The following is a 26234-nucleotide window of genomic DNA, read 5'->3' as shown; positions in this document are numbered from 1 at the left end:
TATCCCTGGCGCCTAGACGCTCGGAGCGATCTCCGGGATGCGCGGCTTGGCGTTGCCGGCGAAGGTGAACTTCGCGTCGTCGCCCTCGCCTTCCACGTCCACCACCACGATGTCGCCGGCGTGCAGCTCACCGAAGAGGATCTTCTCGGAGAGCTGGTCCTCGATCTCGCGCTGGATGGTGCGGCGCAGCGGCCGGGCACCCATCGCGGGGTCGTAGCCGCGGGTGGCGAGCAGCACCTTGGCCGCGGGCGTGAGCTCGATGCCCATGTCCTTGTCCTTGAGGCGCTTCTCCAGGCGGGTGACGAACAGGTCCACGATCTCGATGATCTCGTCCTGGGTCAGCTGCGGGAAGACCACCACGTCATCGACACGGTTCAGGAACTCGGGGCGGAAGTGCTGCTTGAGCTCCTCCGTGACCCGGGCACGCATCCGGTTGTAGCCGGTTTGCGTGTCCGTCCCGGACTGGAAACCGGTGGCGACGCTCTTGGAGATGTCCCGGGTGCCGAGGTTCGTGGTCATGATGATCACGGTGTTCTTGAAGTCCACCACGCGGCCCTGGGAGTCGGTCAGGCGGCCGTCTTCCAGGATCTGCAGCAGCGAGTTGAAGAGGTCGGCGTGCGCCTTCTCCACTTCGTCGAACAGCACCACGGAGAACGGACGACGGCGGACCTTCTCGGTCAGCTGGCCGCCCTCCTCGTAGCCTACGTAGCCCGGAGGGGCACCGAAGAGCCGGGAGACGGTGTGCTTCTCCGAGTATTCGGACATGTCCAGCGTGATCAGCGCGTCTTCCTCGCCGAACAGGAACTCGGCGAGGGCCTTGGCCAGCTCGGTCTTGCCGACGCCGGTGGGGCCGGCGAAGATGAACGAGCCGCCCGGACGCTTCGGGTCCTTCAGGCCGGCACGGGTGCGGCGGATCGCCTGGGACAGGGCCTTGATAGCCTCGTTCTGGCCGACCACACGCTTGTGCAGTTCGTCTTCCATCTTCAGCAGGCGCGAGGACTCTTCCTCGGTCAGCTTGAAGACCGGGATGCCGGTGGAGTTCGCCAGCACCTCGGCGATGAGATCCTCATCCACCTCGGAGATGTCGTCCATGCCGCCGGTCTTCCACTGGCGTTCCTTTTCGGCGCGCTCGGCAATGAGCTTCTGCTCCTTGTCGCGCAACGAGGCGGCACCTTCGAAGTCCTGCGCGTCAATCGCGGATTCCTTCTCCAGCTTCATGGCCGCGATCTTCTCGTCCATGACCTTGAGCTCGGGCGGGGCGGTCATCCGGCGGATGCGCAGCCGGGCACCGGCCTCGTCGATCAGGTCGATCGCCTTGTCCGGCAGGAAGCGGTCCGAGATGTAGCGCTCGGAGAGGCTGGCCGCCGAGGCGAGGGCGCCGTCGGTGATGGTGACGCGGTGGTGCGCCTCGTAGCGGTCACGCAGGCCCTTGAGGATCTCAATCGCGTCGGCGACGGAGGGCTCCTTGACCTGGATCGGCTGGAAGCGGCGCTCCAGGGCGGCATCCTTCTCGATGTGCTTGCGGTATTCATCCAGCGTGGTCGCACCGATGGTCTGGAGCTCGCCGCGGGCCAGCATGGGCTTCAGGATCGAAGCCGCATCGATGGCACCTTCGGCAGCGCCGGCGCCCACGAGGGTGTGGATTTCGTCGATGAAGAGGATGATGTCGCCGCGGGTACGGATCTCCTTGAGCACCTTCTTGAGGCGCTCTTCGAAGTCACCGCGGTAGCGGGAGCCGGCCACGAGGGACCCGAGGTCCAGCGTGTACAGCTGCTTGTCCTTGATGGTCTCCGGCACGTCGCCGCGGACGATCGCCTGGGCCAGGCCCTCGACGACGGCGGTCTTGCCGACGCCGGGTTCGCCGATCAGCACCGGGTTGTTCTTGGTGCGGCGGGAAAGGACCTGCATGACGCGTTCCATTTCCTGCTCGCGGCCGATCACCGGGTCCAGCTTGTTCTCCCGGGCGGCCTGGGTCAGGTTCCGGCCGAACTGGTCAAGGACGACCGAGCCGGCGGGGGTGCCTTCGGCCTGGCCGGAGCCGACGCCTGCGCCGGTGGTTTCCTTGCCCTGGTAGCCGGAGAGCAGCTGGATGACCTGCTGCCGGACGCGGTTCAGGTCCGCTCCGAGCTTGACCAGCACCTGCGCTGCCACACCTTCACCCTCGCGGATGAGGCCGAGCAGGATGTGCTCGGTGCCGATGTAGTTGTGGCCCAGCTGCAGGGCCTCGCGCAGCGAGAGCTCCAGCACCTTCTTGGCGCGCGGGGTGAAGGGGATGTGGCCGGACGGGGCCTGCTGGCCCTGGCCGATGATCTCCTGCACCTGCTCGCGGACACCGTCGAGCGAGATGCTCAGGGACTCGAGGGCTTTGGCGGCAACACCTTCACCCTCATGGATCAGGCCCAAGAGGATGTGTTCGGTACCGATGTAATTGTGGTTCAGCATGCGTGCCTCTTCTTGGGCAAGCACAACTACGCGACGGGCACGGTCCGTAAATCGCTCAAACATTTCGCCACACTCCTAGCTACGACGTACTTTGATGCTACGTGGCGGAGTTGCAGATTTGTGGCTTGTTCGCCACGGGGGAAACCGGGACACCCTGCGGGCCGCCTTCCGGACCCACGCGGCGGCCCACGGCCCGCAGCCCGCCCGCAGCCACCCGCGGCCCGGCCCTGGCGGCGCTCCTGCCCAGTTCTTCCTGCCGGAACCGGCGGGGCCCCGGCGTGTCCCGGCGTTTCAGCCGCTTAGTCGGCCAACAACCGGGCTGGAACGCAGCAGCACGGTCAGCACACCCGGCCGGCACCCGCGGCCGGACATGACAAAGCCCCCGCCGGACGACGGGGGCTTTGTTGATGTCAATTGCGTCGCGGCACCGGTTCGACGCCGCGGGCAGCCAGGCCGTGCTAGGAATTTGCCTTTTGGTAGGCTTCCTGAATTTCGGCCTGGATACGGCCGCGGCTGTTTACCGCATAGCCGTTGTCCCGGGCCCATTGACGGATCTGTGCCGAGTCCTGATTACGGCCGCCCGAGACTTTTGTCCGGGTTGCGCGGCCGCTTGACGTTTTACGGGCGTGGGCTACGTACCGCTCGACTGCCGAGCGGAGCTCCGACGCATTGCTTGAGGACAGGTCAATTTCGTAACTGACGCCGTCCAGGCCAAACCGGACAGTTTCGTCCGCGGATCCCCCATCCAGATCATCAACGAGGATGATTTTAACTTTCTGTGCCATAAAAACTCTCTTTTCAAAAGGATGAGTATTTAGAAAAGCAGGATGTATCTGTAAAAAGTATCCATCGTTTTATGGCCGTGAGTCAAAGCGGAAATGCCCTCGCAAAGAAAATCCGCAGAAGGGAATCGCCCGCGCTTTTAGCGCTGGTCGGGGGAATGCCCGTTTCCGGGGGCGGGTTTCTCTTCCGGGCCACGGGCGGCGGCCTCCGCCTGGGCTCGGGCCTCCGCCTGTCGCTCGGATTTATCGGCGTTGAAAATTGCCTTCATGGCGAACCAGAAGATGAGCCCGACCACCACGGACGGGAGCAGGACGGCAATGTATTCCATGATCAGTGGCCCTCGGGCTTGAGCAGCGGGAAGAGGATGGTCTCGCGGATACCCGCGCCGGTGAAGAGCATGACCAGCCGGTCGATGCCCAGGCCGATGCCGCCCATCGGCGGCGCACCGTACTCAAGGGCGCGGAGGAAGTCCTCGTCCAGCTGCATGGCCTCGACGTCGCCGGCGGCCGAACGGCGGGACTGCTCGGTGAGTCGTTCGCGCTGGATCACCGGGTCGATCAGTTCGGAGAACGCGGTGCCGCGCTCCATTCCGCCGATGATCAGGTCCCAGGCTTCGATCAGCCGGTTGTCCTCGCGGTGGTGGCGGGCCAGCGGCTGTGCGGAGGGCGGGTAGTCATAGACGAAAGTCGGGTTCAGCAGGGTCGGTTCAACCAGCTCGCCGAAGAGCTCGACCACGAGCTTCTCGGCGTCCCAGCCGGCGTCGACCTTGACCTCGTGCTTCGCGGCGAGGGCCAGCAGGTCCGCGGCCGGCGTTTCCGGGGTGATCTCCTGGCCGACGAAGTCGGACAGACCCGGGTAGACGGCCATCCAGGCCCAGTCGCCGTCGAGGTTGATCTCGCCGGCCTCGGTCTGCAGCACCCGGCCCACGCCGGCGGCGTCGGCGGCGTCGAGGATGATCTCCTTGATGCGGTCCGCCATAACGAACTGGTCGGCCCACGCCTCGTAGCTCTCAAGGGTGGTGAATTCGGGGCTGTGCGTGGAGTCAACGCCCTCGTTGCGGAAGACCCGGCCCATGTCGTAGACCCGGTCGATGCCGCCGACCACCGTGCGCTTGAGGTACAGCTCGGTGGCGATCCGCAGGGTCATCTTCTGGTCGAAGGCGTTCATGTGGGTCTCGAACGGACGGGCCGTGGCGCCGCCGTGCACCAGCTGCAGCATCGGCGTTTCCACCTCGACGTACCCCTGGCGGTGCAGGGTTTCGCGGATGGACCGGGTGATCGCCGCCCGGGTGTAGACCATTTCGCGGGCCTCGTCGCGGACAATCAGGTCCACGTAGCGCTGGCGGACGCGGGTTTCCTCGTTGAGCTCCGCGTGCAGCACCGGCAGCGGCCGCAACGCCTTGGACGCCATGGACCACGATTCGGCCATCACGGAGAGCTCGCCGCGGCGCGAGGAGATGACTTCGCCCTTGATGAAGACGTGGTCGCCGAGGTCAACGAGGGACTTCCAGTCCGCGAGCGCTTCCTCACCGATGTTGGCCAGGCTGAGCATGACCTGCAGCCGCACGGCCTTGCCGTCGAGGCCGCCTTCCTGGAGGGTGGCGAAGCAGAGCTTGCCGGTGTTGCGGATGAAGACGATGCGGCCGGTCACGCCGACGACGTCGCCGGTGGTCTCGTCGGCCACGAGGTGCGCGTACTTTTCGCGGATCTCCGTCAGCGAGTGGGTGCGCTCGACTCCCACCGGGTACGCCTCAACGCCGCGTTCGATCAGCTTGGCGCGCTTTTCCATGCGGACCAGCGTCTGTTCGCTGGCGTCGGAGTGCTCGGCGGAGTTCGGGGCGGGGGTGTTTTGGGAAGTCACAATCCCCAAGTTTACCGGGAGTTCGCCCTCCGCCGGTGCGGCGGGGGCGGGAATGGGCCGGGAATAGACTCACAACTATGGAGACGTGGACGATTCGGACCGACGACGGCGAGGGGCACCTCGAGCTGCACACCTTCCGGCCCGCCCCGGCAGCAGCCCCGGAACCGCATCCGGAGCGCACCGCCGGCGCGTCTGAGCCGGCGCCGGAAGCGGCGGCTGGGACTGGCGTCGGGACCGGCGTCGTGCTGGTGCATGGGACCCTGGTTACGGACGCACTGTACCGTTCGTTCGCGCGGAGCCTGGGCCGGCTGCTGGGCCGCCCGGTGCACTGCTACAACCGCCGCGGCCGGGCCGGTTCCTCGCCGCAGCCCGCGGACTACTCCGCCGCCACGGAGGTGGCCGACCTAGCCGCCGTGCTGCGCCGGACCGGCTCCACGGACGTCGTCGCGCACAGCTACGGCGGTTTCGTGGCGCTGCAGGCCGCGCGCAGCGTTCCGATCCGCCGCCTGGTCACCTATGACGCGGCCGTGTCCCTGGCCGGGAACCTGACCAGCCGCTGGCGCCCGGAGCTGGAACGGTCGGTGGCCGCCGGGGAACTGGACCACGCTTGGGCCCACCTGGTCCAGGGGCTGGAAACCGCGGGCCCGGTGTCCCGGCTGCCGCTGGGTGCCCTGCGGATGCTCAGCATTCTCTCCGCGCGGACCACCCTGGGCGCGGAAATGCGGGCGCTGCTGCCCACCGCCGTGGCGGAAATGCGCGCCGTGCTGGCCGCCGACGCCGAGCTGGGCGACTTTGCCGGCGTCGGGACCCCCACGCTGATGCTCACCGGGGGCTGGAGCCCGGACTACTTCGCCGAAACCGGGCGGCAGCTCGCGGCGGCGGTCCCCGCGATCGAGTTCGCGGTGGTGCCGGGCCAGCTGCACGAAGGACCGATCCGCCCCGGCAACCGGCGGCTGGCGGTCATCGCTGCCAGGTTCCTGCTCGGCGGCGACGCTTCCGGCCCGGCGCGGTTGCAGGTGCGGCGGCGGCTGCGGCCGGCCCGCTGACGTCTGTCATTGGACGTCTGGCACTAGAATCGGGGGCGACCTAAGTCGAAAGGACCCCCTTGGCCAAGCTCTACTTCCGCTACGGAGCGATGAACTCCGGCAAGTCGACGGGCCTGCTGCAGGCAGCGTTCAACTATGAGGAGCGCGGCCAGCGAGTGGTGCTCGCCAAGCCGGACATCGACACCAAGGGCGACGCCGACGTCGTGTCCCGGCTGGGGATGACCCGCTCGGTGGACTTCCTGATCCCCGCCGGGGCGTCCGCCCGCCAGCTGTTCTCCGCGCACGCCCACGGGGATGACCCCGACGCCCTGCTGCAGCACGTGGACACGCCGCCTGTGGCCTGCCTGCTGGTGGACGAGGCCCAGTTCCTCGAGCCGGAACAGGTAGACGATCTGTTCCGCATCGCGGTGCTGGACAACGTCCCCGTGCTCGCCTACGGCATCCGCACCGATTTCCGGACCCGCGCCTTCCCCGGTTCGCTCCGGCTGCTGGAAATTGCGCACACCCTGGAGGAGCTCAAGACGATCTGCCGGTGCGGCCGCAAGGCCATCTTCAACACCCGCCGGATCGGCGATGAGGTGGTGTTCGACGGCGACCAGGTGGCCATCGACGGGCAGGACGCCTGGTACGAGTCGCTGTGCGGATCCTGCTACCTGGAGATCTCCGGCGGCCGCCTGGGCTAGCCGCTCCCCGCTGTGCGGTTCCGGGCGCCTCGGCTAGGCTCGGAGCATGACCCGCGAGAACATCAGAACCCCCGACGGCGGAACCCTTGAGCTTTTCAGCACGGGCGCGGAGCTCGCCGCGGCGGGTTCCGGCGTCGTCGTCGTGTCGGCCTCAATGGTGACGGCCGCCGACTACACCCGGTTCGCCCAGAAGCTCAGCGCCGCCCTGGGCCGCCCGGTGCACACGTTCAACCGCCGCGGCCGCGGCTCGTCCTCACCGCAGCCGGAGGATTACACGCTGGACGTGGACATCCGTGACCTGGATGCCGTGATGAAGCACACCGCCAGCACCGACGTCTTCGGCCACAGCTTCGGCGGCGCGGTGGCGCTGCACGCGGCCCGTACCCTGCCGGTGGAGCGGCTGGCCGTGTACGACCCGGCCGTCTCGGTGAACCACAGCGTCACGGCGGACTGGACTGCCGAATACGAGCGGCTGACGGCGGCGGGCGACGACGACCGCGCCCTCGCCGTGCTGGTCCGCGGCCTGGAGACCGGAAGCGCGCTGTCCCGGATGCCGCTGTCGATGCTGACGCTGGCGAACAAGCTCACCGCCGGCACCCCGGTCGGCAAGCAGCTGCGCGAGCTGATGAAGACCGGCGTCCGCGAGATCAAGGCGATCATCGCCGCGGACATGCCGGCCGAGCCGTTCCTGGAGCTGCCGCTGGAGACGCTGATCATCGTGGGCGAGAAGAGCCCGGCGTACTTCGGTGTGGCCTGCGGGCAGATCCACGACGTGCTCTCCGGTTCCAGCTACACCATCCTGCCGGGCATGGGCCACGACGGGGTCAACAAGGCGCCGGACAAGCTCATCGCCGAACTCAGCGACTTCTTCGCCGGCTAGCCCCGGCCTCCCCAAGCGCGAACGTACACTTGCGGCCCGCATTCAAGCGCGAACGTACACTTGCGGCCCGCGTTCAAGCGCGAACGGACACTTGCGGCCCTTGTGTTAGGGCCCCAAGTGTCCGTTCGCGCGAAAAGTCGGCCCGCTTAGTGGGCGGCCGGGGCTGCCGCGCCGTCGGTCTTGCGCATCAGCAGGGACAGCACGACGGCGGCGAGTGCGATGGCGGCCGCGGTCAGGAAGGCCGCGTGCATGCCGGCGACGATGCCGGAGCCGGCCGAGACGACCGCGAAGATGGAGACCAGCAGCGCTGTGCCCGCCGCCCCCGCGACCTGCTGCAGGGTGCTCATGATGGCCGAGCCGTGGGAGTACAGGTGCGGCGGCAACGGGTTCAGCCCCGTGGTGAAGGCCGGGGTAAACAGCAACGCCAGGCCCAGGCTCAGCGCCACGTGCAGCGCGATGATCCAGCCCACCGGCGTCTGGGCGTCCAGCCGGGAGAACTGCCAGAGTGAGAGCACCATCATGACCGACCCGGTCACGGTCAGCGGCAACGGGCCCACCTTGTCGAAGAGCCGGCCGATGACCGGGCCCAGCAGCCCCATCGCCAGGCCGCCCGGCAGCAGGGCGAGGCCGGTCTCGAGCGACTTCAGGCCCCGGATCTCCTGCAGGTACAGCGGCAGCAGGATCACGGCCCCGAACAGGGCAATCATCGCCACCACCAGCAGCAGCACGGATACAGTGAACATCCGGAAGTTGAACGCGCGCAGGTCCAGCAATGGCGCCTCGGCCTTCTGCAGCCTGAGCTGGCGCAGGACAAAGGCCAACAGGGCCACGACACCGACGGCGAGCGCCGCGACCGCCGGGGCGCCGGCACCGCCCCCGCCGCCGCCGATCTGGCTCAGTCCGTAAACGACCCCGCCGAAGGCCGGGACAGAAAGGACGACCGACAGCACGTCGAGCCGGGTTTTCTCGTTTTCGCCGATGTTCCTCAGGAACCGGGCACCGATGCCGAACGCGAGCAGCGCGATGGGGAGCACGAACACGAACATGAACCGCCAGGAAAAGTGCTGCAGGATCATTCCGGACACCGTGGGCCCCATGGCCGGTGCCACCGAGATCGCGATGCTCACGTTGCCCATGACGGCGCCGCGGCGGGAGACCGGGACCAGGGTGAGGATGGTGGTCATCAGCAGCGGCAGCATGATGGCGGTGCCGCCGGCCTGGATAATTCTGGCCAGCAGCAGGACTTCAAAACCAGGGGCGAGGGACGCCAGCAGGGTGCCCGCCGAGAACAGCCCCATCGCCAGCATAAAGACCGCCCGGGTGGAGAGCCGCTGCAGGATGAAACCGGTGGTGGGAATGACCACGGCCATGGTCAGCATAAAGCCGGTGGAAAGCCACTGCACGGTGGGGGCATCCACCCGCAGGTCCACCATCAGCCGCTGCAGGGCGACGTTCATGATGGTCTCGTTGAGGATCACCACGAAGGTGGCTACCAGCAGGGTGGCGATGATGGTGACGGATTCCCGGGACAGCTTCTCCGGCGCCGGGGTCTCCGAGCGCTGGACGGTCGCCGGGGGCACGACGGCGGTCCGGGCCGGCTGCGCCAGGCCCTCTTGGACGTTGGAAGGGGCATCTGCTGGCATGGGAATCCCCTTGGGAGTCGACGTTGGGTTTCGGCGAACTATGTCGCCACTACGATTTCCAACCCGTGCCGCGCGGCAGTAATTCCCTGTCCCGCAAAAGTGCCTGGCCTGGGCCCCCGGAACGGCGCGAACGGGCACTTGCGGCCCTCGGGAGGGGGCCTCAAGTGTACGTTCGCGCTATCAGCAGTAGGAGCTGGGGTTAGGGGCCTCAGGAGGCCAGCGGCACGTTGTCGATCAGCCGGACCGGGCCGACCTTGGCCGCGATCAGGACCAGGCCCTCGCCGCGGAACGGGGTCTCCCGGCAGTTCTCCGCGAGCGGCTCGAGGGTCCGCGGGTCCACGACGTCGAAGTAGTCCAGGTCCACTAGGGGCTGGGACTCCACCAGGGCCCGGGCGGAGTCCAGGTCAAGGGGTTCGTGCGCGTTGGCCCGCTCCTCGACCAGCCGCAGTGCCCGGGACAGCACCAGGGCCGCCTCGCGCTCCTCGGCCGAGAGGAAGCGGTTCCGGCTGGAGAGCGCAAGCCCGTCCGGGGACCGCACGATCGGCACCGGGACGATCTCCACCGGGAAGTTCAGGTCCGCCACCATGCGCTTCACGAGGGCCAGCTGCTGGGCGTCCTTCTGGCCGAAGTAGGCCCGGTACGTGCTCTGTCCCAGCGCGGGCAGCCCGTAGTGCAGCAGCTTCGCCACCACCGTCAGGGCGCCGTCGAAGTGCCCGGGCCGGGAGGCGCCCTCCCACTTGTCTCCCAGCACACCGGAGGTGATCCGCACCAGGGGTTCCCCGCCGGGGTACACCTCCTCCACCGCGGGCGCGAAGGCGAGGTCGACGCCTTCGGCCTCGAGCAGGGCCAGGTCCGCCTCCAGTGTGCGCGGGTACCGTTCGAGATCCACCGCCTCGCCGAATTGCAGCGGGTTGACGAAGATACTCGCCACCACAACGTCGTTTTGCGCGACGGCGGTGCGCGCCAGCTGGGCATGTCCCTCGTGCAGGGCGCCCATCGTCGGCACGAGCCCCTGCGAGGTGCCGCGTTTCTCGGTGAGCAGGCGGGCGCTCTCGGCGCGCAGCCGGGCAGCCGTGGTCACGAGCTGGATTGCCATCTCAGGGTCCTTCCTCAGGAATCGGGCCATTGGCGTCGGGGCCCTCGAGAGCCCGCCGGATGCCCTCAATTTGGTCCGGCTTCAACAGCCCGCGGCTGCCCGCGCGGCGGGCCGTTGCCCGTGCCATGGCCAGGTACGCCTCCAGAATATCGCCGCCGGACCCACCGTCGAGTTCCCGCAGGGCCTCCGAGTGCGCGGCGACAGTTCCCACGTCGCCGCGGGACACCGGTCCGGTCAGCGCAGACTCGCCCGAGGCCAGGGCGTTCTCCAGGCTGGCCCGCAGCAGGGGGCCAAGCATGCGCTCGGGTGCTTCTACGCCCACCTCGCGCAGCAGTTCGGACGCCTGGGCAACAAGGGTGACCAGATGGTTCGAGCCGTGGGCCAGGGCCGCGTGGTAGAGCGTGCGGTCGCCCTCGGCGATCGCGACCGGCTCGGCGCCCATCTCCACCACGAGCGCCTGCGCGATGGGCAGCATCGCCGGGTCGGCCGTCACGCCGAAGCTGCAGTCCAGCAGCCGGGTGAGGTCCAGGCTCATGCCGGTGAAGGTCATGGCCGGGTGCAGCGCCAGCGGGATTGCGCCCGCGGCACGGATCGGGCGCAGGATGCCGACGCCAAAACGCCCGGACGTGTGGGCCACGAGCTGGCCGGGCTGCCAGGCGCCGAGCTTCGCGAGGCCTTCGACGAGGGGGCCGAGCGCATCGTCGGGGACCGCCAGCAGCACCAGTTCGGCGCGCTCAACAATGTCCTGCACCTCGAGGACGGGGACACCGGGCAGCAGGGTTTCCGCGCGTTCGCGGCTCGCCTCCGAGACGGCGGAGACCCCGACGACGGCGTGCTCGGCGGCCCGCAGCGCCGCGCCCAGGACGGCGCCCACCTTGCCGGCTCCGATGATTCCGACGCCGAGGCGTCCTGGCTTAGCCATGCTGCGGCCCTTCCTTCGGTTCGTGGTCGAGAAGTTCGTGGTCGAGAAGTTCGTGTTCGACTGGTTCGTATACGAGCGGTGCGGCCGTGTCGAGCCAGTGTTCGCTGGTCTGCAGTTTCCGCGCGCTCCGGGCCCGGGCCGCCTGCGCGTCGAGCAGGGCCCGGCCCTCGTCCAGGCCGGCCTGGACCAGCCGCGGCGCCACCGGCCCCGCGGTGGTGTGCAGGACGAGGTCCGCCACCCGGAAGCGCCGGGCCAGCGGACCTTGCTGCAGCGCGATCGACTGGGTGCGCTGGTGCGGGACCAGCACGAGCTGGCGCCACCAGCGGCCGGACCGGATCAGCAGCGCCGTGTCGGTGGCGGCGAAGCCGTTGCGCCGCCAGCCCAGCGGGGCGAGCGGCCGCGCCCGCGCCGGTGTGGTGACGAAGCCGCCGTCGTCATCCCGGGCCGCCGGACCGCCGGAGGGCGCCAGGCCCTTCAGGCCCGCCGTGAAGACGCGCACGGGGTCCGGTGTGCCGGGGTCGGGCAGGACCAGCGAGAGCATGATGAAGACCTCCGCCAGCGTTCCGACCGGCAGCAGGGTGGTCCTGGAGGAGCCTTCGCCGTTGCCGCCGGTCGTGCCATAACCGGCCACGTTGACCTGCATCCGGTACCAGCCGAAGATCCGCCAGAGCGGCGGCTGGCTGATGCGCAGGGCCTGGACCCGGCCCGGCGGCAGCGTCTGGGCCTGGGTGTCCAGCAGGCCGTAGCGGAGCCTGATGCCGTCCGGGGAAATGGCAGCGGTGAAGTTGTAACCCTTGTTGAAGGAGTTCCAGTACGCCGCGGCCAGGCCCAGCCCGGCAGGGATCAGGTAGAAATAGAAGCTGTGGTTTTCCGTGACGGCCGAGAGCAGCACCGAGGCCACGGCACCAAGGACAATGAAGACGCTCTGCTCGCTCAGCACCAGCGACCCCGCCAGGCGTCGCGGCGGCACGGTCAGCACCACCCGTTCCGGCGCCTCCATGGCGGCTGCCGCCGGCTGGCCCGGTGCTGCCGCCGCCGCGGAACCGGCGGCTCCGGTGGCACCAGCGGCACCGGAGGCGCCAGCCAAGATGGTCGCGCGCAACTGGCGGGCCTCGTCCGCGCGCAGGTAGGCCAGGTGCACCGCGGACGCTCCGGCGTCGGCGACCTCGAACCGGAGCTCAGCGAGCCCGAAAATCCGCGCCAGCAAAGGCTGCACGACGTCGATCGCCTGGACCCGGTCCAGCCTGGCCTGGCGCTGCTGCTTGAACAGCACCCCGGTGTTGACGCGCACATACCCGCCTGCCACCTGGTAGCGGGTGAAGTACCAGCTCAGGACAAAGCCGATCACGGTCAGCAGGAACACCGTGCCGCCGCCGAGCACCAGCCACGGCGCCCGCCCGGCGAGCCGCTCGTCGAAGACCGGGCCGCCCTGGAGCAGCCGTTCGAAGGCGTCGCGGCCGAAAAAGAAGAACATCGCTGCCAGCGCCACCCAGCCCCGGACGAACGGGGAGGCCGGATGAACGCGCTGCCAGCCGTCCCCGGCGGCGCTCACAGCCCGGCCAGACGGGCCTCGCCGCGGGCGGACAGCTGTTCGCGCAGCCGCGCCCCCTCTGCCGCGGGCAGGCCGGGGATCTCCGCGCTGGTCCCGGCCGAGGCGGTGTGAAGCTTGAGGGTACACAGGCCCAGTCCGCGTTCCACCGGGCCGGCGCCGATGTCCACGTACTGCATCCTGCCGTACGGCACCACCAGGACGCGCTGGAAGAAGATGCCGCGCCGGATCAGGAGGTCGTCCTCGCGTTCGGCGTAACCGATGGACCGCACCTGGCGCGGGATGAGGACCAGCCGCCAGAGGGCCAGCACGAGGGCCGCGGCGGGCGGCGCGACGCCGAGCCAGAGCGGTGGCCAGTCCCACACGCCGGTGAGGACCAGGACGAGGGGCAGCGAGAGGACCGCGACGGCGGCCACGTTGGCCAGGGCCCAGGCCGCCACCCGCACGGTGACGTAGCGCGGGGAAACCCGCAGCCAGGCCACCCCCGGAGGGTCAATCGCCTCGGTACGCATATTCGCCTTCGGCCTCGGGTTTGCCGCGCTTGCCCTGCAGCCCGGGGGTTCCCTCGGCGTCGCCGTCCTCCGGGGGAATCCGGCAGAACCGCTCCACCACGAGGCCCACCACCACCATGACGAGGCCGCCGCCGGCCATGGACAGCGTTTCCCAGGTGATGGATTGCCCGCTGCGCACAGACCACAGCCGCAGCTGGTCCAGGAAAATCCCGGCGTGCCAGCCCAGCAGCACGGTTCCGGTGTAGGCGCAGGCCTGGGCGAGGACGAGGGTCCACGCGGCCAGGATCGGGTTGAGCATTTTCTTCTTTTTCCCGTTGCGCCAGCGCAGCACGCGGATGCCGAGGAACAGGGTGACGGCGACGATCACGCCCATGGTGATCAGACCGGTGAGCGGCAGCACCGGGGTGTTCAACCCGTAACGGGCGGTCATCAGGCTGGCGAGCCAGCCCAGGACGGCGAGGGCGACGCCGATGACGAGCAGCAGGAGCGGGCTGATCAGTTTCACGGCGCCTCCACCACGCCGGCCGTGCCCTTGAGTTCCTCGAAGCCGTCGAACGGCACGAGGTCCGGAAAATCGGCGGCCTTGGCCGCGAGGTCGCCCACCCGTTCCCCGTTCAGCTCGGCCGCGGGCTCGATCAGGGACCAGGGATAGAGCACAAAGGCGCGCTCCGCGGCGCGCGGATGCGGAAGCGTCAGGTCGGGGTCGGAGCTGACCACGTCGCCGTAGGTGATGATGTCCACGTCGAGGGTGCGCGGACCCCAGCGGACCTCGCGGACCCGGAAGTGCTTTTGTTCCACCGCGTGGCAGTGCCGCAGCAGGTCCTCCGGGGACAGCGAGGTTTCCACGGCGATCACCATGTTCAGGAAGTCCGGCTGGTCCGGCGGGCCGCCGACGGCCTTGGTCTGCACGATCGGCGAGATGGCCAGCAGCCGTACCTCGGGCGGGTCGACGAGGTCGGCGACGGCGGCGGAAAGCGTATCGTTGCGCTCCCCCAGGTTGCTGCCAAGCGCGATTACGGCGCGCGTGTAGGGGGCGGCGTGCGGACTCATGGCCGTTCCCGGTGCACGCTGACGGACACGTCGCCAAAGTCGACCTGGATCGGGGCCTTGGGCTTGTGCACGGTGATGTCCACCGCTGCCACCGGGAAGCGCAGCAGCACATCGTCGGCAATCCGCACCGCGAGGGCTTCAATCAGGTTTAGCGGGGTACCGGTAATCCAGCCGCGGATACACTCGGCCACCTCGCCGTAGTGCGCGGTGTCCCGCACGTTGTCGCTCGCGGCGGCCTGGGAAAAGTCCAGGTGCAGCACGGCGTCGACGACAAACGGCTGGCCGTCCCGGCGTTCGAAGTCGAACACTCCGTGGTGCCCGACGGCGGTAACACCGCTCAGCGTGATCCGGTCCATATTGCGCCGGTTCAGCTGTCGCCGGGTGCGGCCGGAGTCGCCGGGCCGGTGGCCGGGAGGGCCGGGCGGGCCGGACTGCTGGCCGGGGCGAGGCGGGCGGCGACCTTGACGGCGTCGAGGCTGGGCCCAACGTCGTGCACCCGGACGGCCCAGGCGCCGCGGTACGCGCTGATGGCGGTCACGGCCGCGGTGGCGGAGTCCCGTTCGTGGGGTGCGGCGGCCTTGCCGGCGACGGTCAGGAGGCTGCCCAGGAAGCGCTTCCGGGACGCGGCGACCAGGACCTTGTGGCCCAGGCCCTGCAGCACGTCGATGTTGTGCAGCAGTTCCCAGTTCTGCGACTCGTTCTTAGCGAAGCCCAGACCCGGGTCCAGGATGATCTGCTCCGGCGCGGCGCCGGCCGCGTACAGCTTGTCCCGGACACCGGCGAGTTCGGCGGCGACTTCCGCTGCCACGTCGTTGTAGTCGGCCAGCGAGTCCATGGTGTTCGCGTCGCCGCGGCGGTGCGTGAGGATGTACGGCGCCTTGCTCCGCGCCACGAGTTCGAGCATTTCCGGCTCGATCGTGAGGCCGGAGACGTCGTTGATGATCGCGGCGCCGGCGGCCAGGGCGGCCTCGGCGGTGGCGGCGTGCGTGGTGTCGATGCTGACGAGGGCTCCGGCCTTGACCAGCGCCTCCACGACGGGCAGCACCCGGCGCTGCTCCTCCTCGACGCTGACCCCGGCCGCGCCGGGACGGGTGGATTCCCCGCCGACGTCGATGATGTCCGCGCCGGCGTAGAACATCCGCAGTCCGGCGGCGATGGCTGTGTCCGGCGTCGCGTGCCGGCCGCCGTCGCTGAACGAATCAGGGGTGACATTCAGGATCCCCATCACGAGCGTCCGGTCCGTCGGCAGGTCCTTGAAACTCGCGGCCGGGCGCGGCTTGCGCAGCACGGGCAGCGGCGAGGTGGCAGGACCTGTTCCAGGGGCTGCGGCGAGGGAATCCATAGTGTGTTTTTTCTTACCTTCCGAGGATGAGGCTCATGGCTTCGGCGCGGGTGGCCGGGTCATGCAGTTGCCCGCGGACCGCGCTGGTGACGGTCTTCGCACCGGGCTTGCGGATGCCGCGCATCGACATGCACAGGTGTTCGCATTCGACGACGACGATCGCGCCGCGCGGCTTGAGGTGGGTGACGAGGGCTTCGACAATCTGCGTGGTCAGCCGTTCCTGCACCTGCGGGCGGCGGGCGAACATGTCCACCAGCCGGGCCAGCTTGCTCAGCCCGGTGACCTTGCCGTCGTGTGAGGGGATGTACCCGACGTGGGCGACGCCGTGGAAGGGCACCAGATGGTGCTCGCAGGTCGAGTAGAACGGGATGTCCTTGACCAGGACCAGTTCCTCATGGTCGAGGTCGAAGGTGGTGGCGAGGATCTCGGCCGGGTCGTGGTGCAGTCCGGCGAACATCTCCGCGTAGGCCTTGGCGACGCGTTTGGGGGTGTCCTGCAGGCCGCTGCGGTCCGGGTCCTCGCCGATCGCGAGCAGGATCTCGCGCACCGCCGCCTGGATCCGGGGGTGGTCCACGGTGGTGGTGTTCTGGCCGGGGGCCGCCGCCCCTTCCGCGGGGAAGGGGCCGGCGGTGGCGGGAACGTCGTCGTCGTCGAAGTAGGAAGTCACAGAAGAAGCCTAGCCGGGATGGCCGTCAGGCCCCAGATCCGTAACACCGCCCTGGAAGGGCTCCTGCCCGGGGACGCCCTGGGCGTGCGGCGGCCGGGTGTCCAGCGGTTCCTCGAGCCGGGCTTCCTTGGCTTCCTCCTGGGCTTCGCGCTCTGCCTTTTCACGGCGGGACTCGACCGGGCCGACGGCCTGGATCGGCCGGGTCTCCTTGGAGAGCCAGATCTCACGGAAATCGCGTTTGCGGATATTCGTGAAGACCTGCGCGATCTCGTTCTGGTTCAGGGTTTCACGTTCCAGCAGCTCCAAGGCCAACTGGTCCAGGACGTCGCGGTTCTCGGTCAGGATGGCGTAGGCCTCGTCGTGCGCTCCCTCAATCAGGCGGCGCACTTCCTCGTCCACAACGTAGGCGATCTGATCCGAGTAGTTGCGCTCGTGGCCGGCGTCGCGGCCCAGGAACGGCTCGCCGCCGCCTTGTCCGAGGCGCACCGCGCCCACCCGCTCGCTCATGCCGAACTCGGTGACCATCTTGCGGGCGATCCCGGTGGCCTTTTCGATGTCGTTGGAGGCGCCCGTGGACGGGTCGTGGAAGACGAGTTCCTCGGCCACCCGGCCGCCCATGGCGTAGGCCATCTGGTCCAGCAGTTCGTTGCGGGTTACGGAGTACTTGTCGTTCTCCGGAACCACCATGGTGTAGCCCAGGGCCCGGCCGCGCGGCAGGATGGTGATCTTGGTGACCGGCGCCGAGTTGCGCAGCGCCGCCGCGACCAGGGCGTGGCCGCCTTCGTGGTAGGCGGTGACCTTGCGCTCGTGTTCCTTCATCACGCGGCTGCGCTTCTGCGGGCCGGCCATGACGCGGTCGATCGCCTCGTCGAGGGCGCGGTCATCGATCAGGTTGGCGTTGGAGCGGGCCGTGAGCAGTGCGGCTTCGTTGAGCACGTTCGCCAGGTCCGCGCCGGTGTAGCCCGGGGTCTTCTTCGCGACGGCCTTGAGGTCGACGCCGGGAGCCATCGGCTTGCCCTTCGCGTGCACCTTCAGGATCTGGTCGCGGCCGATCAGGTCGGGCGCCTCGACCGAGATCTGGCGGTCAAAGCGGCCCGGCCGCAGCAGCGCGGGGTCGAGCACGTCGGGCCGGTTGGTGGCCGCGATCAGGATGACGTTGGTCTTGACGTCGAAGCCGTCCATTTCAACCAGGAGCTGGTTGAGGGTCTGCTCGCGTTCGTCGTTGCCGCCGCCGATGCCGGCACCGCGGTGCCGGCCGACGGCGTCGATCTCATCCACGAAGATGATGGCCGGCGAATTCGCCTTGGCCTGCTCGAACAGGTCACGGACCCGGGAGGCACCCACGCCAACGAACATTTCAACGAAGTCGGAACCGGAGATGGAGAAGAACGGCACGCCGGCCTCGCCGGCGACGGCGCGGGCCAGCAGCGTCTTGCCGGTGCCGGGAGGGCCGTACAGCAGGACGCCCTTGGGGATCTTGGCGCCCACGGCCTGGAATTTGGCCGGTTCCTGCAGGAATTCCTTGATCTCCTGGAGTTCCTCGACGGCCTCGTCGGCGCCGGCGACGTCGCTGAAGGTCACCTGCGGCATGTCCTTGTTAACCATCTTGGCCTTGGACTTGCCGAACTGCATGACCTTGGAACCGCCGCCCTGCATCCGGGAGAGCAGGAACCAGAAGAGCACACCCAGCAGCAGCACCGGGACCAGCAGCGAGAACAGGCCGGAGAACCAGTTGCTTTCGACCGGCTGGTCGGTGAAGCCGCTCGGCGGCTTCGCAGCGGTCACGGCCTTGACGACGTCGGCGGCGCGGGCGTTGACGAAGTAGAACTGGACGTTTTTGCCCTTGTTCTGCCCGTCAGCCTGGTAGTCGTCCCGCAGCACCAGGTCCACGCGGTTCTCGGCGTCGAAGATCTTGGCCTGCTCGACCTTGCCGGTGGACAACTGCTCCAGGCCCTTGTCCGTGTCGATCCGGACCGATCCCCCCGGGGCCAGGGTGGCAAAGGCCAGCAGGAGCATGCCGATAACAACGACAATCCAGATGCCCGGGCCTTTGAAGAAACTCTTAGCTTTCATCTGATCGGGGGCTCGCCCCGTCCCTCCTGGTAGTGCTGCACGGCGACCGATCTGCGCGCGTGTGGTGCTGCGTCAGGTTCTAGCTATACACCGTCGCAGTAACTCACGCACGGTCAAGGGTAAAAGTTCCCTATCGGCGTAGCGGAGGGCTGTGCGGGGGCAGAACGGGCTCAGCGTCGAGCCGGGGCGGTGCCGCCGGTTCTACTCGTAGACGTGCGGTGCGAGGGTGCCCACGAAGTCGAGGTTGCGGTACTTCTCTGCGTAGTCCAGGCCGTACCCCACGACGAATTCGTTGGGGATGTCATAGCCGACGTACTTGACGTCGATCTGGACCTTGGCGGCAGTGGGCTTGCGGAACGCGGTGCAGATCTCCACCGAGGCCGGGCCGCGGGACTCCAGGTTGGTCTTGAGCCAGGAGAGGGTGAGGCCGGAGTCGATGATGTCCTCGACGATCAGGACGTCCTTGCCCATCAGGTCCGTGTCCAGGTCCTTGAGGATGCGGACCACGCCGGAGGACTGCGTGCCGGAACCGTAGGAGGAGACGGCCATCCAGTCCATCGAGACGTGGCTGTGCAGCGCGCGGGCCAGGTCCGCCATGACCATGACCGCACCCTTGAGCACACCGACGATCAGCAGATCGCGGCCTTCGTAGTCCTTGTCGATCTGGGCAGCGAGTTCGGTGATCCGGGACTGGATCTGCTCCTTGGAGTAAAGAACGTGCTTGAGGTCTGCCTGGACGTCGTTTGAATCCACCAATGGCTCCTGTGTAGATGCGGGTGCGACTATTCTTGGGGCGGTTTTTGAGGCCGGAATACAAGCTTCCCACAGCGGGCGCCCTCACGGGGACCGCCGGCGTCGGCGGACCGCTCCGCCGCGAGCAGCTGGGCGAGCGAGAGCCGGTAGACGCTGACACCGCCGGGCAACTCCACCGGCCCCGCGGAGCCCTGCCGGCGCAGCAGCGCCTCCGCGGCGAGCAGCCGCTGGTAGCTCGGCTGCTGACCGCCGACGGCGGCGGCCGCCTTGGCGATCACGCGGAACCTCACTGCCGGCGCCAGTTCGCGCAGCGCGGCCTCGGGCAGGCTGAGCTCCGTGCCGGCGCGCTCCTGCAGGCGGGCAAAAGTGTCGTTTGCCACATCCTCAAGGTAGTCGGCGTCGAGCTGCAGGATGGACGCCGTCCTGGCCAGCGACTCGGCCACGCCCGGGCCGAGTTTGTCCTCCAGCATCGGCAGCACCTCCACCCGGGTCCGTGACCGGGCGAACGAGGGGTCCTCGTTGCTGGGGTCGTGCCAGGGGTCCAGTCCCTCGACGGCGCAGATTTCCAGGGTGTCGGCCCGGCGCAGGCCCAGGAACGGCCGCAGCAGGCGGCCGCGCACCGGCCGCATCCCGGCGAGCGAGCGGGTCCCGGAGCCGCGCGCCAGCCCCAGCAGGACCTGCTCGGCCTGGTCGTCCAGGGTGTGGCCCAGCAGGATGGCTCCGGCGCCGGTCCCGTCGGCGGCGGCTTCGAGGGCGGCGTGCCGGGCGTCCCGCGCGGCGGCTTCCGGGCCCATCCCGGCGGGGGCGACGTCGACCGTGCAGACCTGGACAGGGGCGAGTCCCAGCTCCTGCAGCGCCGCGGCCGCCGCGGCGGCCACCTCCGCCGAGCCGGGCTGGAGCTGGTGGTCCACCACGACGGCGCCGACGGACACCAGGTGCCCGTCCACGTGGCCGCGGCGGCCGAAGTAGGCCGCGACGGCGGCGAGCGCCAGCGAGTCAGGGCCGCCGCTGCAGGCCACCAGCACCCGCGCGGGGTAGCCGGCGTCGGCGAGGGCGTCCTGCAGCATTTTCCGCGCCTTGCCGACGACGGGCGCCAGCCGGCCGGGCCGTCGTCGTCCGCCGGAGGCAGCTGGGAGATCCGGGTTGCTGGTGGCCGGCACGCGGACTAGAGCCCCATCCGTTCGAGCCAGAGCTTCGAGTCGTGGATTTCGGGTTCAGTGGGCAGGTGGTCGGCGGACTCCCAGACCTTGTTGAAGCCTTCCATGCCGGCGGCGTCAACGACTTCGCGGACGAATTTCGACCCGTCGCTGTACTGCCGCATTTTTGCGTCCAGGCCGAGCAGGCTGCGGATGAACTTCTCGATCGCTCCGCGGTCCTTGCCGCGGGCGTTGAACCGCTGCCGGATGGTCTTGACGGACGGGACGATGCTGGCGTCCACCGCATCCATCACCACGTTGGCGTGGCCTTCCAGCAGGCTCATGACCGCGGTGAGGTGCGAGATCGCCGCACGCTCGGCCGGGTCCTGCAACAGGTCCAGGATTGCCCCGCGGCCGGGGGCCGCTCCGGGCGTGGACCGGTCCTTGAGGGCCTTCGCAGCTGCCGCGGCGCGTTCCATGATCGAGTCGACGTTGCCCAGCAGGTGGGCGCTGAGGTCCTCGATCTGGTCCAGCATGTGGTGACGGAGCCAGGGGGCGGCGGCGAATTGCACGCGGTGGGTCTGTTCGTGCAGGCACACCCAGAGCCGGAAATCCTCGGGCGCGACGTTGAGCTCACGTTCCACCGCGATGATGTTGGGGGCCACCAGCAGCAGCCGGCCGGCGGCGGGGGCCGTGGAATTTTCAGCCAGCGCGGAAAAAGGGTCGTACTGGCCCAGGACCTTGCTGGAGAGGAACGCCAGGATGGCGCCCAGCTGGCTGCCGGTGATCGCGCCGCTGACGCTGGCGGCGCCCGGGCCCACGTTTCCACGGCGGCCTTCGAGCATTTTCTCGATGGCGGGCTGGAGCATCACGGCGAAGCTCTGCGTGTTCGCCTTCGCCCAGGACGCACGGTCCACCACCAGGACGGAGGAGTCGCGGAGGTCCCGGGCCGCCTCGAGTCCGGTGATGTCATGGACGTGCGGCACGGAAATGTCGGCCATCAGGCGCAGGTTTTCGACGGCGGCGCCGATCTCCGCGGACCCCAGCGACGGCCCGGCCGGCGTGAGCCGCGCGGCCGTGGACGCCGCGAGCTCCCAGTTGATCAGGGCCTGGGCCGGTGTTTGGCCTGGCGTCTGGGCTGCTGTCTCGCGCGAAGAGGACTCCATAGCCCCATCAGATCACAGCGGACCGGGGATGCGCCTTAAGTTCGTCGCGGAGCGAACGGGCAGCCGGTGCCCGCCGTTTCGATGGTTCCCCGCCGATTAGACGTTTCGCCCCACGAAAGCGCAGGGAACCGTCGAAACGGCGCCGCCTCAGCGGCAGCCGCAGCCGGCCAGGACCGAGGCTGTCCGGTCCAGGGCCGTCTTGTTGCCGGCAGCCCCGGGGGTGAGGCCGTTGCCGATGAAGGAGAAAACCAGGAGCCGGCCGTCGGCGTCCACGACGTAGCCGCTGAGGGCGATCACGGTGTTCAGCGTCCCGGTCTTGGCGCGGACCAGGCCGGCGCCCCGGGCGGTGCTGGTATCCGTGTACCGGCTGCCCAGTGTTCCGGTCAGTCCGGCCACGGGGAACCCGGCCAGGGCGGACCGGAGGCGGGTGTCCGTGCCGGTGGTCATCGCGCGGACGACGGCGGCGAGCTGCCGCGCCGAGACCTTGTTGTCCAGGGTCAGTCCGGCCAGGTCGGCTGCCCGGAGCGTGGCCGCGGGAATGCCCAGTTCCTGGAGCTGCCGCAGGACGGCCGCGACGGCGCCGGCGTTGCTGGCGGGTTTCCCGCTGGCCACCGCCACCATCCGGCCCAGCACCTCGGCGAGGTAGTTGTCCGAGGTGCGCAGCATCAGGTCGACCTGCTGGCTGACGGTGGCGGACTGCACTTCGGCGAGGACCTTGCCGGCCTGTCCGCCGGCGGCCGGGGAAGGCTTGCGCGCCGCGGGCAGCCTGGCGACGCCGGGTGCCACGGTGAGCCCCGCGGCGGCGCCGGCGGCCGAGAGCCGGGCGGCGAACGCCTCGGCCGCGGTCATGGCGGCGTCCCGGGGACGGGCTCCGGTGGTGACGGCGGGGTCGAAGCGGGCCGAGTTCAGTGCCAGCGGAAACAACGGCGCCACTTCGCCGGCGGCCACGTCCTCCGGGCTCCAGGCCGGGCTGAGGGACGGTCCGGTGAAGAGCGAATCGTCCAGCAGGACGGACACCGGGCCGGTTGTGCCGGCTTTCCGCAGGGCATCCACGGTGGACTCCGCCAGGGTGGCGAGCCCGGCACGGCCCAGGACCGCGTCCGGCGCGGACTTGCCGGCGCCCAGCAGCACATCTCCGCCGCCGGTCAGGACCACGGAACCGGGCTTGGGGCCGGCCACGACCCTCGTGCTGAAGCGCCGGTCCGGGCCCAGCGTGCGCAGCGCGGCGGTGGCGGTCAGCAGCTTGATGTTGGATGCCGGGGCGCGGACCTCGTCGCCGGACCGGTCGAAGAGCACCTTGCCGGTAATGGCGTCCTGCACCACGCCGCTGAAGGATCCGGCGCCGTCGGTCTTCAGCGTGGCGGTGAGGGCTGCGGTGAGGACCGCGGCTTCCGGTACCGGTGCCGCGTCACTGAGCGGCCGCATGGCGCCGGCGGTTCCCGGACCGCCGTCGGGCGTGCTGAGGCTGGCGGGCAACTGCTGCCAGGGTCCGGCCGCGGCGGGTTCCGGGGGCCGGGCCGGACCCCGGAATCCGGGGCTGACCGCCACGCCGGCGGGGACGGCGAGCGCGATGACCAGAAGGGTCAGCAGCAGCATCGGAATGGTGCGCCCCAGCGTTCCGGGCGCGTGAGCCGTGCCCTCCCGGCTCTTTCTGGGTTTCATGCTGCTGCTGGTCCTTTAGTCCTGAAATGTCCCCACTAGTTCCTGAAACCAGGGCCTGTCGCTATATCCTCAATAGTAGTCGGCGGCACCGGCACTGATTTTTTGCTGGTCGTGTGTGCCGCGCACCCCCTGAATCCGTCGAGGAGCATTCCATGAAGCATGACGTGACCATCGAGATCCCCAAGGGATCGCGCGTCAAGTACGAAGTCGACCACGAGACCGGCCGCGTCCGCCTGGACCGCGTCCTGTTCACCTCCATGCAGTACCCCACGCACTACGGTTTCTTTGAGAACACCCTCGGCGAGGACGGCGACCCGCTGGACGCCCTGGTGCTCCTGCAGGACTTCGACCTGTACCCCGGTGTGATCGTCGAGGCCCGCCCGATCGGCGTCTTCAACATGACCGACGACGGCGGCGGCGACGCCAAGGTCCTCTGCGTCCCGACGGATGCCCGTTTCGACCACATCAACGAGATCGGCGACGTCAGCGAGTTCCTGATCAAGGAGATCGAGCACTTCTTCACCCGGTACAAGGACCTGGAGCCGGGCAAGTGGGTCAAGGCCGAGGGCTGGGGCGACCGTGCCGCGGCCGAAGCCGAACTCGAGGCCTCGATCAAGCGCTTCGTCCCGGGCGCCGGACACTAGTCCCGCCCCCTTCAGAGCGCGAACGTACACTTGAGGCCCCCGAATCCGCGGATTTTGGGGCCTCAAGTGTACGTTCGCGCTCTGCCAGCCGTGGATCAGGAATGTGTGAAATCGTTGGTTCATGAACGCCGAGCCTGCCTTTAGCCCGCCCTGCGGCCCGGTCACCGGGTGGCGCGACGGCGGCGTGCTGCGCGCCACCGGAATCCCGTACGCCACCGCCGCACGTTTCCAGCCGCCGGCGCCCGCGCCGGACCGGACCGACACCCTGGCCGCCACCTCGCTCTCCCCCGCCTGCCCGCAGGCCCCGGTGCCGTTCCTGGACGACATCCTCGGCACCCGCTACGGGGAGCTTCCCGGCAGCGAGGACTGCCAGCGGCTCTCCATCACCATTCCGGAGGACCTGCACGACGGCGAACGCGTGCCGGTGATGGTCTGGCTGCACGGCGGTTCCTATACCTCCGGCTCGGGCGACCTGGCGATCTTTGACCCCAGGGCCCTCGTCGCCGAAAATCGCGTCATTGTGGTCTCCGTGACGTACCGCCTGGGCCTGTTCGGCTATCTGGCCACCGGCACCGGCCGGCCCGCCAACCTCGGCCTGCTGGACCAGCTGGAGGCCTTCCGCTGGGTGCAGCGCAACATCAGCGCTTTCGGCGGGGATCCGGAAAACGTCACGGCCTTTGGGCAGTCCGCCGGCGGCGACGCCGTCGCGCACCTGATGGCGACGCCGGAGGCGCCCGCCCTGTTCCGGCGCGCCATCATCCAGAGCGCGCCGCTGGGCATCACCCGGGGCCGGGACAAGATGAGCCGCGCCATGGGCGTCGCCGCGGAAGCCGTCACCGAAGACACCCCGGCGATGGACGTCGTGGAGATCGAGGAGCACGTGTCGCAGGTGGCCCGGAAGTTCGGGCTGATCGCGGCCATGCCCTTCGGCACCCAGTACGGGCACGCGCCCCTGCCGCCGGAGTCCGGGATTGAGCAGGCCTGGAACAGCACGGCCCCCGGCATCGAGGTCCTGATCGGGCACACCTCCGAGGAGGCCCGGATGTTCCTGCCCCGCAACCGCGCGGTCAGCCGCCTGGCCAAGGTCCCGGTACTCGGAACCGCCGCCGTCAAGGCCATCAACTGGGCCGTGACCGAGGCGGTATACGGCCGGTCCGCCAGGCGGTTCGCCCGGCGCCACGCGCGGGCCGGCGGCACGGCGTACAGCTATGTGCTGTCCTGGGCCGCGCCGGGGAACTTCTACGGGGCCGCGCACACCGTGGACCTGCCGCTGCTCTTCGGCGACCGGCAGACCTGGGCCGGAGCCGGGCTGCTCACCGGCGCCAGCTGGGAGGACATCAACGCCCACGGCCGGGCCCTGCGCGCCGTGTGGGCCCGCTTTGCCTCGGGGAAGGGCCTGGAGCGCCGCGGCGGGATTCCCGGCGCGTTCCGGTACCGCTCGCTGTGAGCCGGACGAAGGGCTGATGCCGTGACCGTGTCGCCGAACACCCCGGACGGGCCGCGGATGCTGACCCTCGGCGTCGACCTCGCCGCGGCCACAAAAAAGACCGCGGCAGCCGTGATCGAGTGGGGCGGGGGCACCGCCCGCCTGTCGCACCTGTCGCTCGGCGTGGACGACGACGAGATTGTGCGGCTTTTCGGCGCCAGCGACATGACCGGGATCGATTGCCCCGTGGGCTGGCCGGACGCGTTCCTGCCGTTCATCGCGGGACACTTGGCCGGCGAGGCGCACCCGGTGCTGGACTACGACGGTATCGAGGGCCGCCGGCTACTGGCCTACCGCGACACCGACCGCTTCGTCACCGCGCGGACCGGGCTGATCCCGCTCAGCGTCTCCGCCGACCGGCTGGCGCACCCGGCGATGCGCTGCGCCGTCATCCAGGCCAAGATCGCCCTGGCCCACGGGCTCCAGGCCAGGGACGGCAGCGGCCGGCTGGCCGAGGTCTACCCGGCCGCGTCGCTGAAGTCCTGGGGCCTGCTGGCCCGCGGCTACAAGGGCCGCGGCGGCGCGGAAACGCAGCGGCTGGGTGAACTCCTGGACGGGCTCCGGCAGGCGGCACCGTGGCTGGACCTGGCCGAACATGAGGACGAGCTGGCCGGCTCGGACGACATGTTCGACGCGCTGATCGCCTCGCTGACCGCGCGGGCCGTGGCCCTCGGCGCGACCCTTCGTCCCGACGCCGGCCACGCCCGGGCCGCCCGGTCCGAGGGCTGGATCCATCTGCCCACCGGGGGGCTGTCCGGGCTCACCGGCCCTTAGCCGGCCCGCGGCGCGGGCTGCTACCCGGCTAAGGGCCGGCCGGGACGCGGCTATTTAGGTACGCG

25 protein-coding genes are annotated in these 26234 nt (G+C 69.4%); 6 read left to right on the top strand and 19 right to left on the bottom strand.

What is annotated here, in order from left to right; genetic code table 11:
- Positions 1-12: 12 nt before the first annotated feature.
- The 4 genes from AC1MED_RS01525 to lysS all read right to left on the bottom strand — a co-directional run bounded on the left by AC1MED_RS01525 (position 13) and on the right by lysS (position 5085).
- Positions 13-2505: an ATP-dependent Clp protease ATP-binding subunit gene (locus AC1MED_RS01525; RefSeq protein WP_346958395.1), complete on the bottom strand. Its 2493-nt coding sequence runs from the start codon at positions 2503-2505 to the stop codon at positions 13-15.
- 395 nt (positions 2506-2900) lie between these two features.
- A complete protein-coding gene (locus AC1MED_RS01520) occupies positions 2901-3227 on the bottom strand; it encodes a histone-like nucleoid-structuring protein Lsr2 (RefSeq protein ID WP_479777954.1) in 327 nt (108 codons plus the stop codon).
- A gap of 137 nt (positions 3228-3364) precedes the next feature.
- A complete protein-coding gene (locus AC1MED_RS01515) occupies positions 3365-3553 on the bottom strand; it encodes a hypothetical protein (RefSeq protein WP_346958393.1) in 189 nt (62 codons plus the stop codon).
- 2 nt (positions 3554-3555) lie between these two features.
- On the bottom strand, positions 3556-5085 hold the full coding sequence (gene lysS, locus AC1MED_RS01510; RefSeq protein ID WP_479785093.1) for a lysine--tRNA ligase: 1530 nt from the start codon (positions 5083-5085) through the stop codon (positions 3556-3558).
- Between the two features lie 77 nt (positions 5086-5162).
- On the opposite strand from lysS, the gene AC1MED_RS01505 reads away from it, so the two are divergent.
- Genes AC1MED_RS01505 through AC1MED_RS01495 form a run of 3 tightly spaced genes read left to right on the top strand, consistent with a single transcriptional unit; the run spans position 5163 to position 7694 of the window.
- Positions 5163-6131, top strand: a complete 969-nt coding sequence (locus AC1MED_RS01505; RefSeq protein WP_346958391.1) for an alpha/beta fold hydrolase — start codon at positions 5163-5165, stop codon at positions 6129-6131.
- 59 nt (positions 6132-6190) lie between these two features.
- The gene (locus AC1MED_RS01500) at positions 6191-6814 is read left to right on the top strand and encodes a thymidine kinase (protein ID WP_346958390.1); all 624 of its coding nucleotides are present in this window, start codon (positions 6191-6193) and stop codon (positions 6812-6814) included.
- Positions 6815-6860: 46 nt separating this feature from the next.
- Entirely contained in the window at positions 6861-7694 is an 834-nt protein-coding gene (locus tag AC1MED_RS01495) for an alpha/beta fold hydrolase (RefSeq protein WP_479785090.1), read from the top strand.
- A 146-nt stretch (positions 7695-7840) separates the two neighbouring features.
- Here the strand turns inward: AC1MED_RS01495 and AC1MED_RS01490 are convergent, their stop codons facing one another.
- The 15 genes from AC1MED_RS01490 to dacB form a co-directional block, all read right to left on the bottom strand.
- Positions 7841-9337 carry an MDR family MFS transporter gene (locus AC1MED_RS01490; RefSeq protein ID WP_479785088.1) on the bottom strand — a complete coding sequence of 499 codons (1497 nt, stop codon included), beginning with the start codon at positions 9335-9337 and terminating at the stop codon, positions 7841-7843.
- 208 nt (positions 9338-9545) lie between these two features.
- Positions 9546-10433 (bottom strand): pantoate--beta-alanine ligase, encoded by an 888-nt coding sequence (panC, locus tag AC1MED_RS01485; RefSeq protein ID WP_479785086.1) that lies wholly within the window; start codon positions 10431-10433, stop codon positions 9546-9548.
- Position 10434: 1 nt separating this feature from the next.
- Positions 10435-11355 carry a Rossmann-like and DUF2520 domain-containing protein gene (locus AC1MED_RS01480; RefSeq protein WP_479785084.1) on the bottom strand — a complete coding sequence of 307 codons (921 nt, stop codon included), beginning with the start codon at positions 11353-11355 and terminating at the stop codon, positions 10435-10437.
- Positions 11348-12907, bottom strand: a complete 1560-nt coding sequence (locus AC1MED_RS01475; RefSeq protein WP_479785082.1) for a PH domain-containing protein — start codon at positions 12905-12907, stop codon at positions 11348-11350. Before AC1MED_RS01475 ends, AC1MED_RS01480 begins: the two co-directional genes overlap by 8 nt.
- A complete protein-coding gene (locus AC1MED_RS01470; protein ID WP_479785080.1) occupies positions 12904-13416 on the bottom strand; it encodes a PH domain-containing protein in 513 nt (170 codons plus the stop codon). Before AC1MED_RS01470 ends, AC1MED_RS01475 begins: the two co-directional genes overlap by 4 nt.
- Complete coding sequence (locus tag AC1MED_RS01465) at positions 13397-13921, bottom strand: DUF3180 domain-containing protein (protein ID WP_479785079.1); 525 nt, start codon at positions 13919-13921, stop codon at positions 13397-13399. The genes AC1MED_RS01470 and AC1MED_RS01465 overlap by 20 nt, the downstream gene beginning before the upstream one ends.
- Entirely contained in the window at positions 13918-14466 is a 549-nt protein-coding gene (folK, locus tag AC1MED_RS01460; RefSeq protein ID WP_479785077.1) for a 2-amino-4-hydroxy-6-hydroxymethyldihydropteridine diphosphokinase, read from the bottom strand. Before folK ends, AC1MED_RS01465 begins: the two co-directional genes overlap by 4 nt.
- Complete coding sequence (gene folB, locus AC1MED_RS01455; RefSeq protein ID WP_479785075.1) at positions 14463-14822, bottom strand: dihydroneopterin aldolase; 360 nt, start codon at positions 14820-14822, stop codon at positions 14463-14465. The genes folK and folB overlap by 4 nt, the downstream gene beginning before the upstream one ends.
- An 11-nt stretch (positions 14823-14833) precedes the next feature.
- Positions 14834-15808, bottom strand: coding sequence for a dihydropteroate synthase (gene folP / locus AC1MED_RS01450; RefSeq protein ID WP_479785073.1), 975 nt, complete (start codon positions 15806-15808; stop codon positions 14834-14836).
- Positions 15809-15821: 13 nt separating this feature from the next.
- On the bottom strand, positions 15822-16475 hold the full coding sequence (folE, locus tag AC1MED_RS01445) for a GTP cyclohydrolase I FolE (RefSeq protein ID WP_346958379.1): 654 nt from the start codon (positions 16473-16475) through the stop codon (positions 15822-15824).
- Between the two features lie 9 nt (positions 16476-16484).
- Positions 16485-18548, bottom strand: coding sequence for an ATP-dependent zinc metalloprotease FtsH (ftsH, locus tag AC1MED_RS01440; protein WP_346958378.1), 2064 nt, complete (start codon positions 18546-18548; stop codon positions 16485-16487).
- Positions 18549-18749: 201 nt separating this feature from the next.
- Positions 18750-19301, bottom strand: coding sequence for a hypoxanthine phosphoribosyltransferase (gene hpt / locus AC1MED_RS01435; protein ID WP_138767802.1), 552 nt, complete (start codon positions 19299-19301; stop codon positions 18750-18752).
- A gap of 29 nt (positions 19302-19330) precedes the next feature.
- Positions 19331-20368: a tRNA lysidine(34) synthetase TilS gene (gene tilS / locus AC1MED_RS01430; protein WP_479786737.1), complete on the bottom strand. Its 1038-nt coding sequence runs from the start codon at positions 20366-20368 to the stop codon at positions 19331-19333.
- A gap of 98 nt (positions 20369-20466) precedes the next feature.
- Positions 20467-21603, bottom strand: a complete 1137-nt coding sequence (locus AC1MED_RS01425; protein WP_479785072.1) for a zinc-dependent metalloprotease — start codon at positions 21601-21603, stop codon at positions 20467-20469.
- A gap of 147 nt (positions 21604-21750) precedes the next feature.
- Positions 21751-23265, bottom strand: coding sequence for a D-alanyl-D-alanine carboxypeptidase/D-alanyl-D-alanine endopeptidase (gene dacB / locus AC1MED_RS01420; RefSeq protein WP_479785071.1), 1515 nt, complete (start codon positions 23263-23265; stop codon positions 21751-21753).
- Positions 23266-23417: 152 nt separating this feature from the next.
- Between dacB and AC1MED_RS01415 the strand changes: the two genes are divergently transcribed.
- The 3 genes from AC1MED_RS01415 to AC1MED_RS01405 all read left to right on the top strand — a co-directional run bounded on the left by AC1MED_RS01415 (position 23418) and on the right by AC1MED_RS01405 (position 26169).
- Positions 23418-23909, top strand: a complete 492-nt coding sequence (locus AC1MED_RS01415) for an inorganic diphosphatase (protein ID WP_346958375.1) — start codon at positions 23418-23420, stop codon at positions 23907-23909.
- 121 nt (positions 23910-24030) lie between these two features.
- Positions 24031-25356 (top strand): carboxylesterase family protein, encoded by a 1326-nt coding sequence (locus AC1MED_RS01410; protein WP_346958374.1) that lies wholly within the window; start codon positions 24031-24033, stop codon positions 25354-25356.
- Between the two features lie 57 nt (positions 25357-25413).
- Entirely contained in the window at positions 25414-26169 is a 756-nt protein-coding gene (locus AC1MED_RS01405) for a DUF429 domain-containing protein (RefSeq protein ID WP_479786736.1), read from the top strand.
- Positions 26170-26234 lie beyond the last annotated feature (65 nt).

Source organism: Arthrobacter sp. BI5 (genome assembly GCF_056680065.1).
The sequence above is the reverse complement of the archived record's forward strand: the minus strand, read 5'-3'. Positions and strand labels throughout refer to the sequence as shown.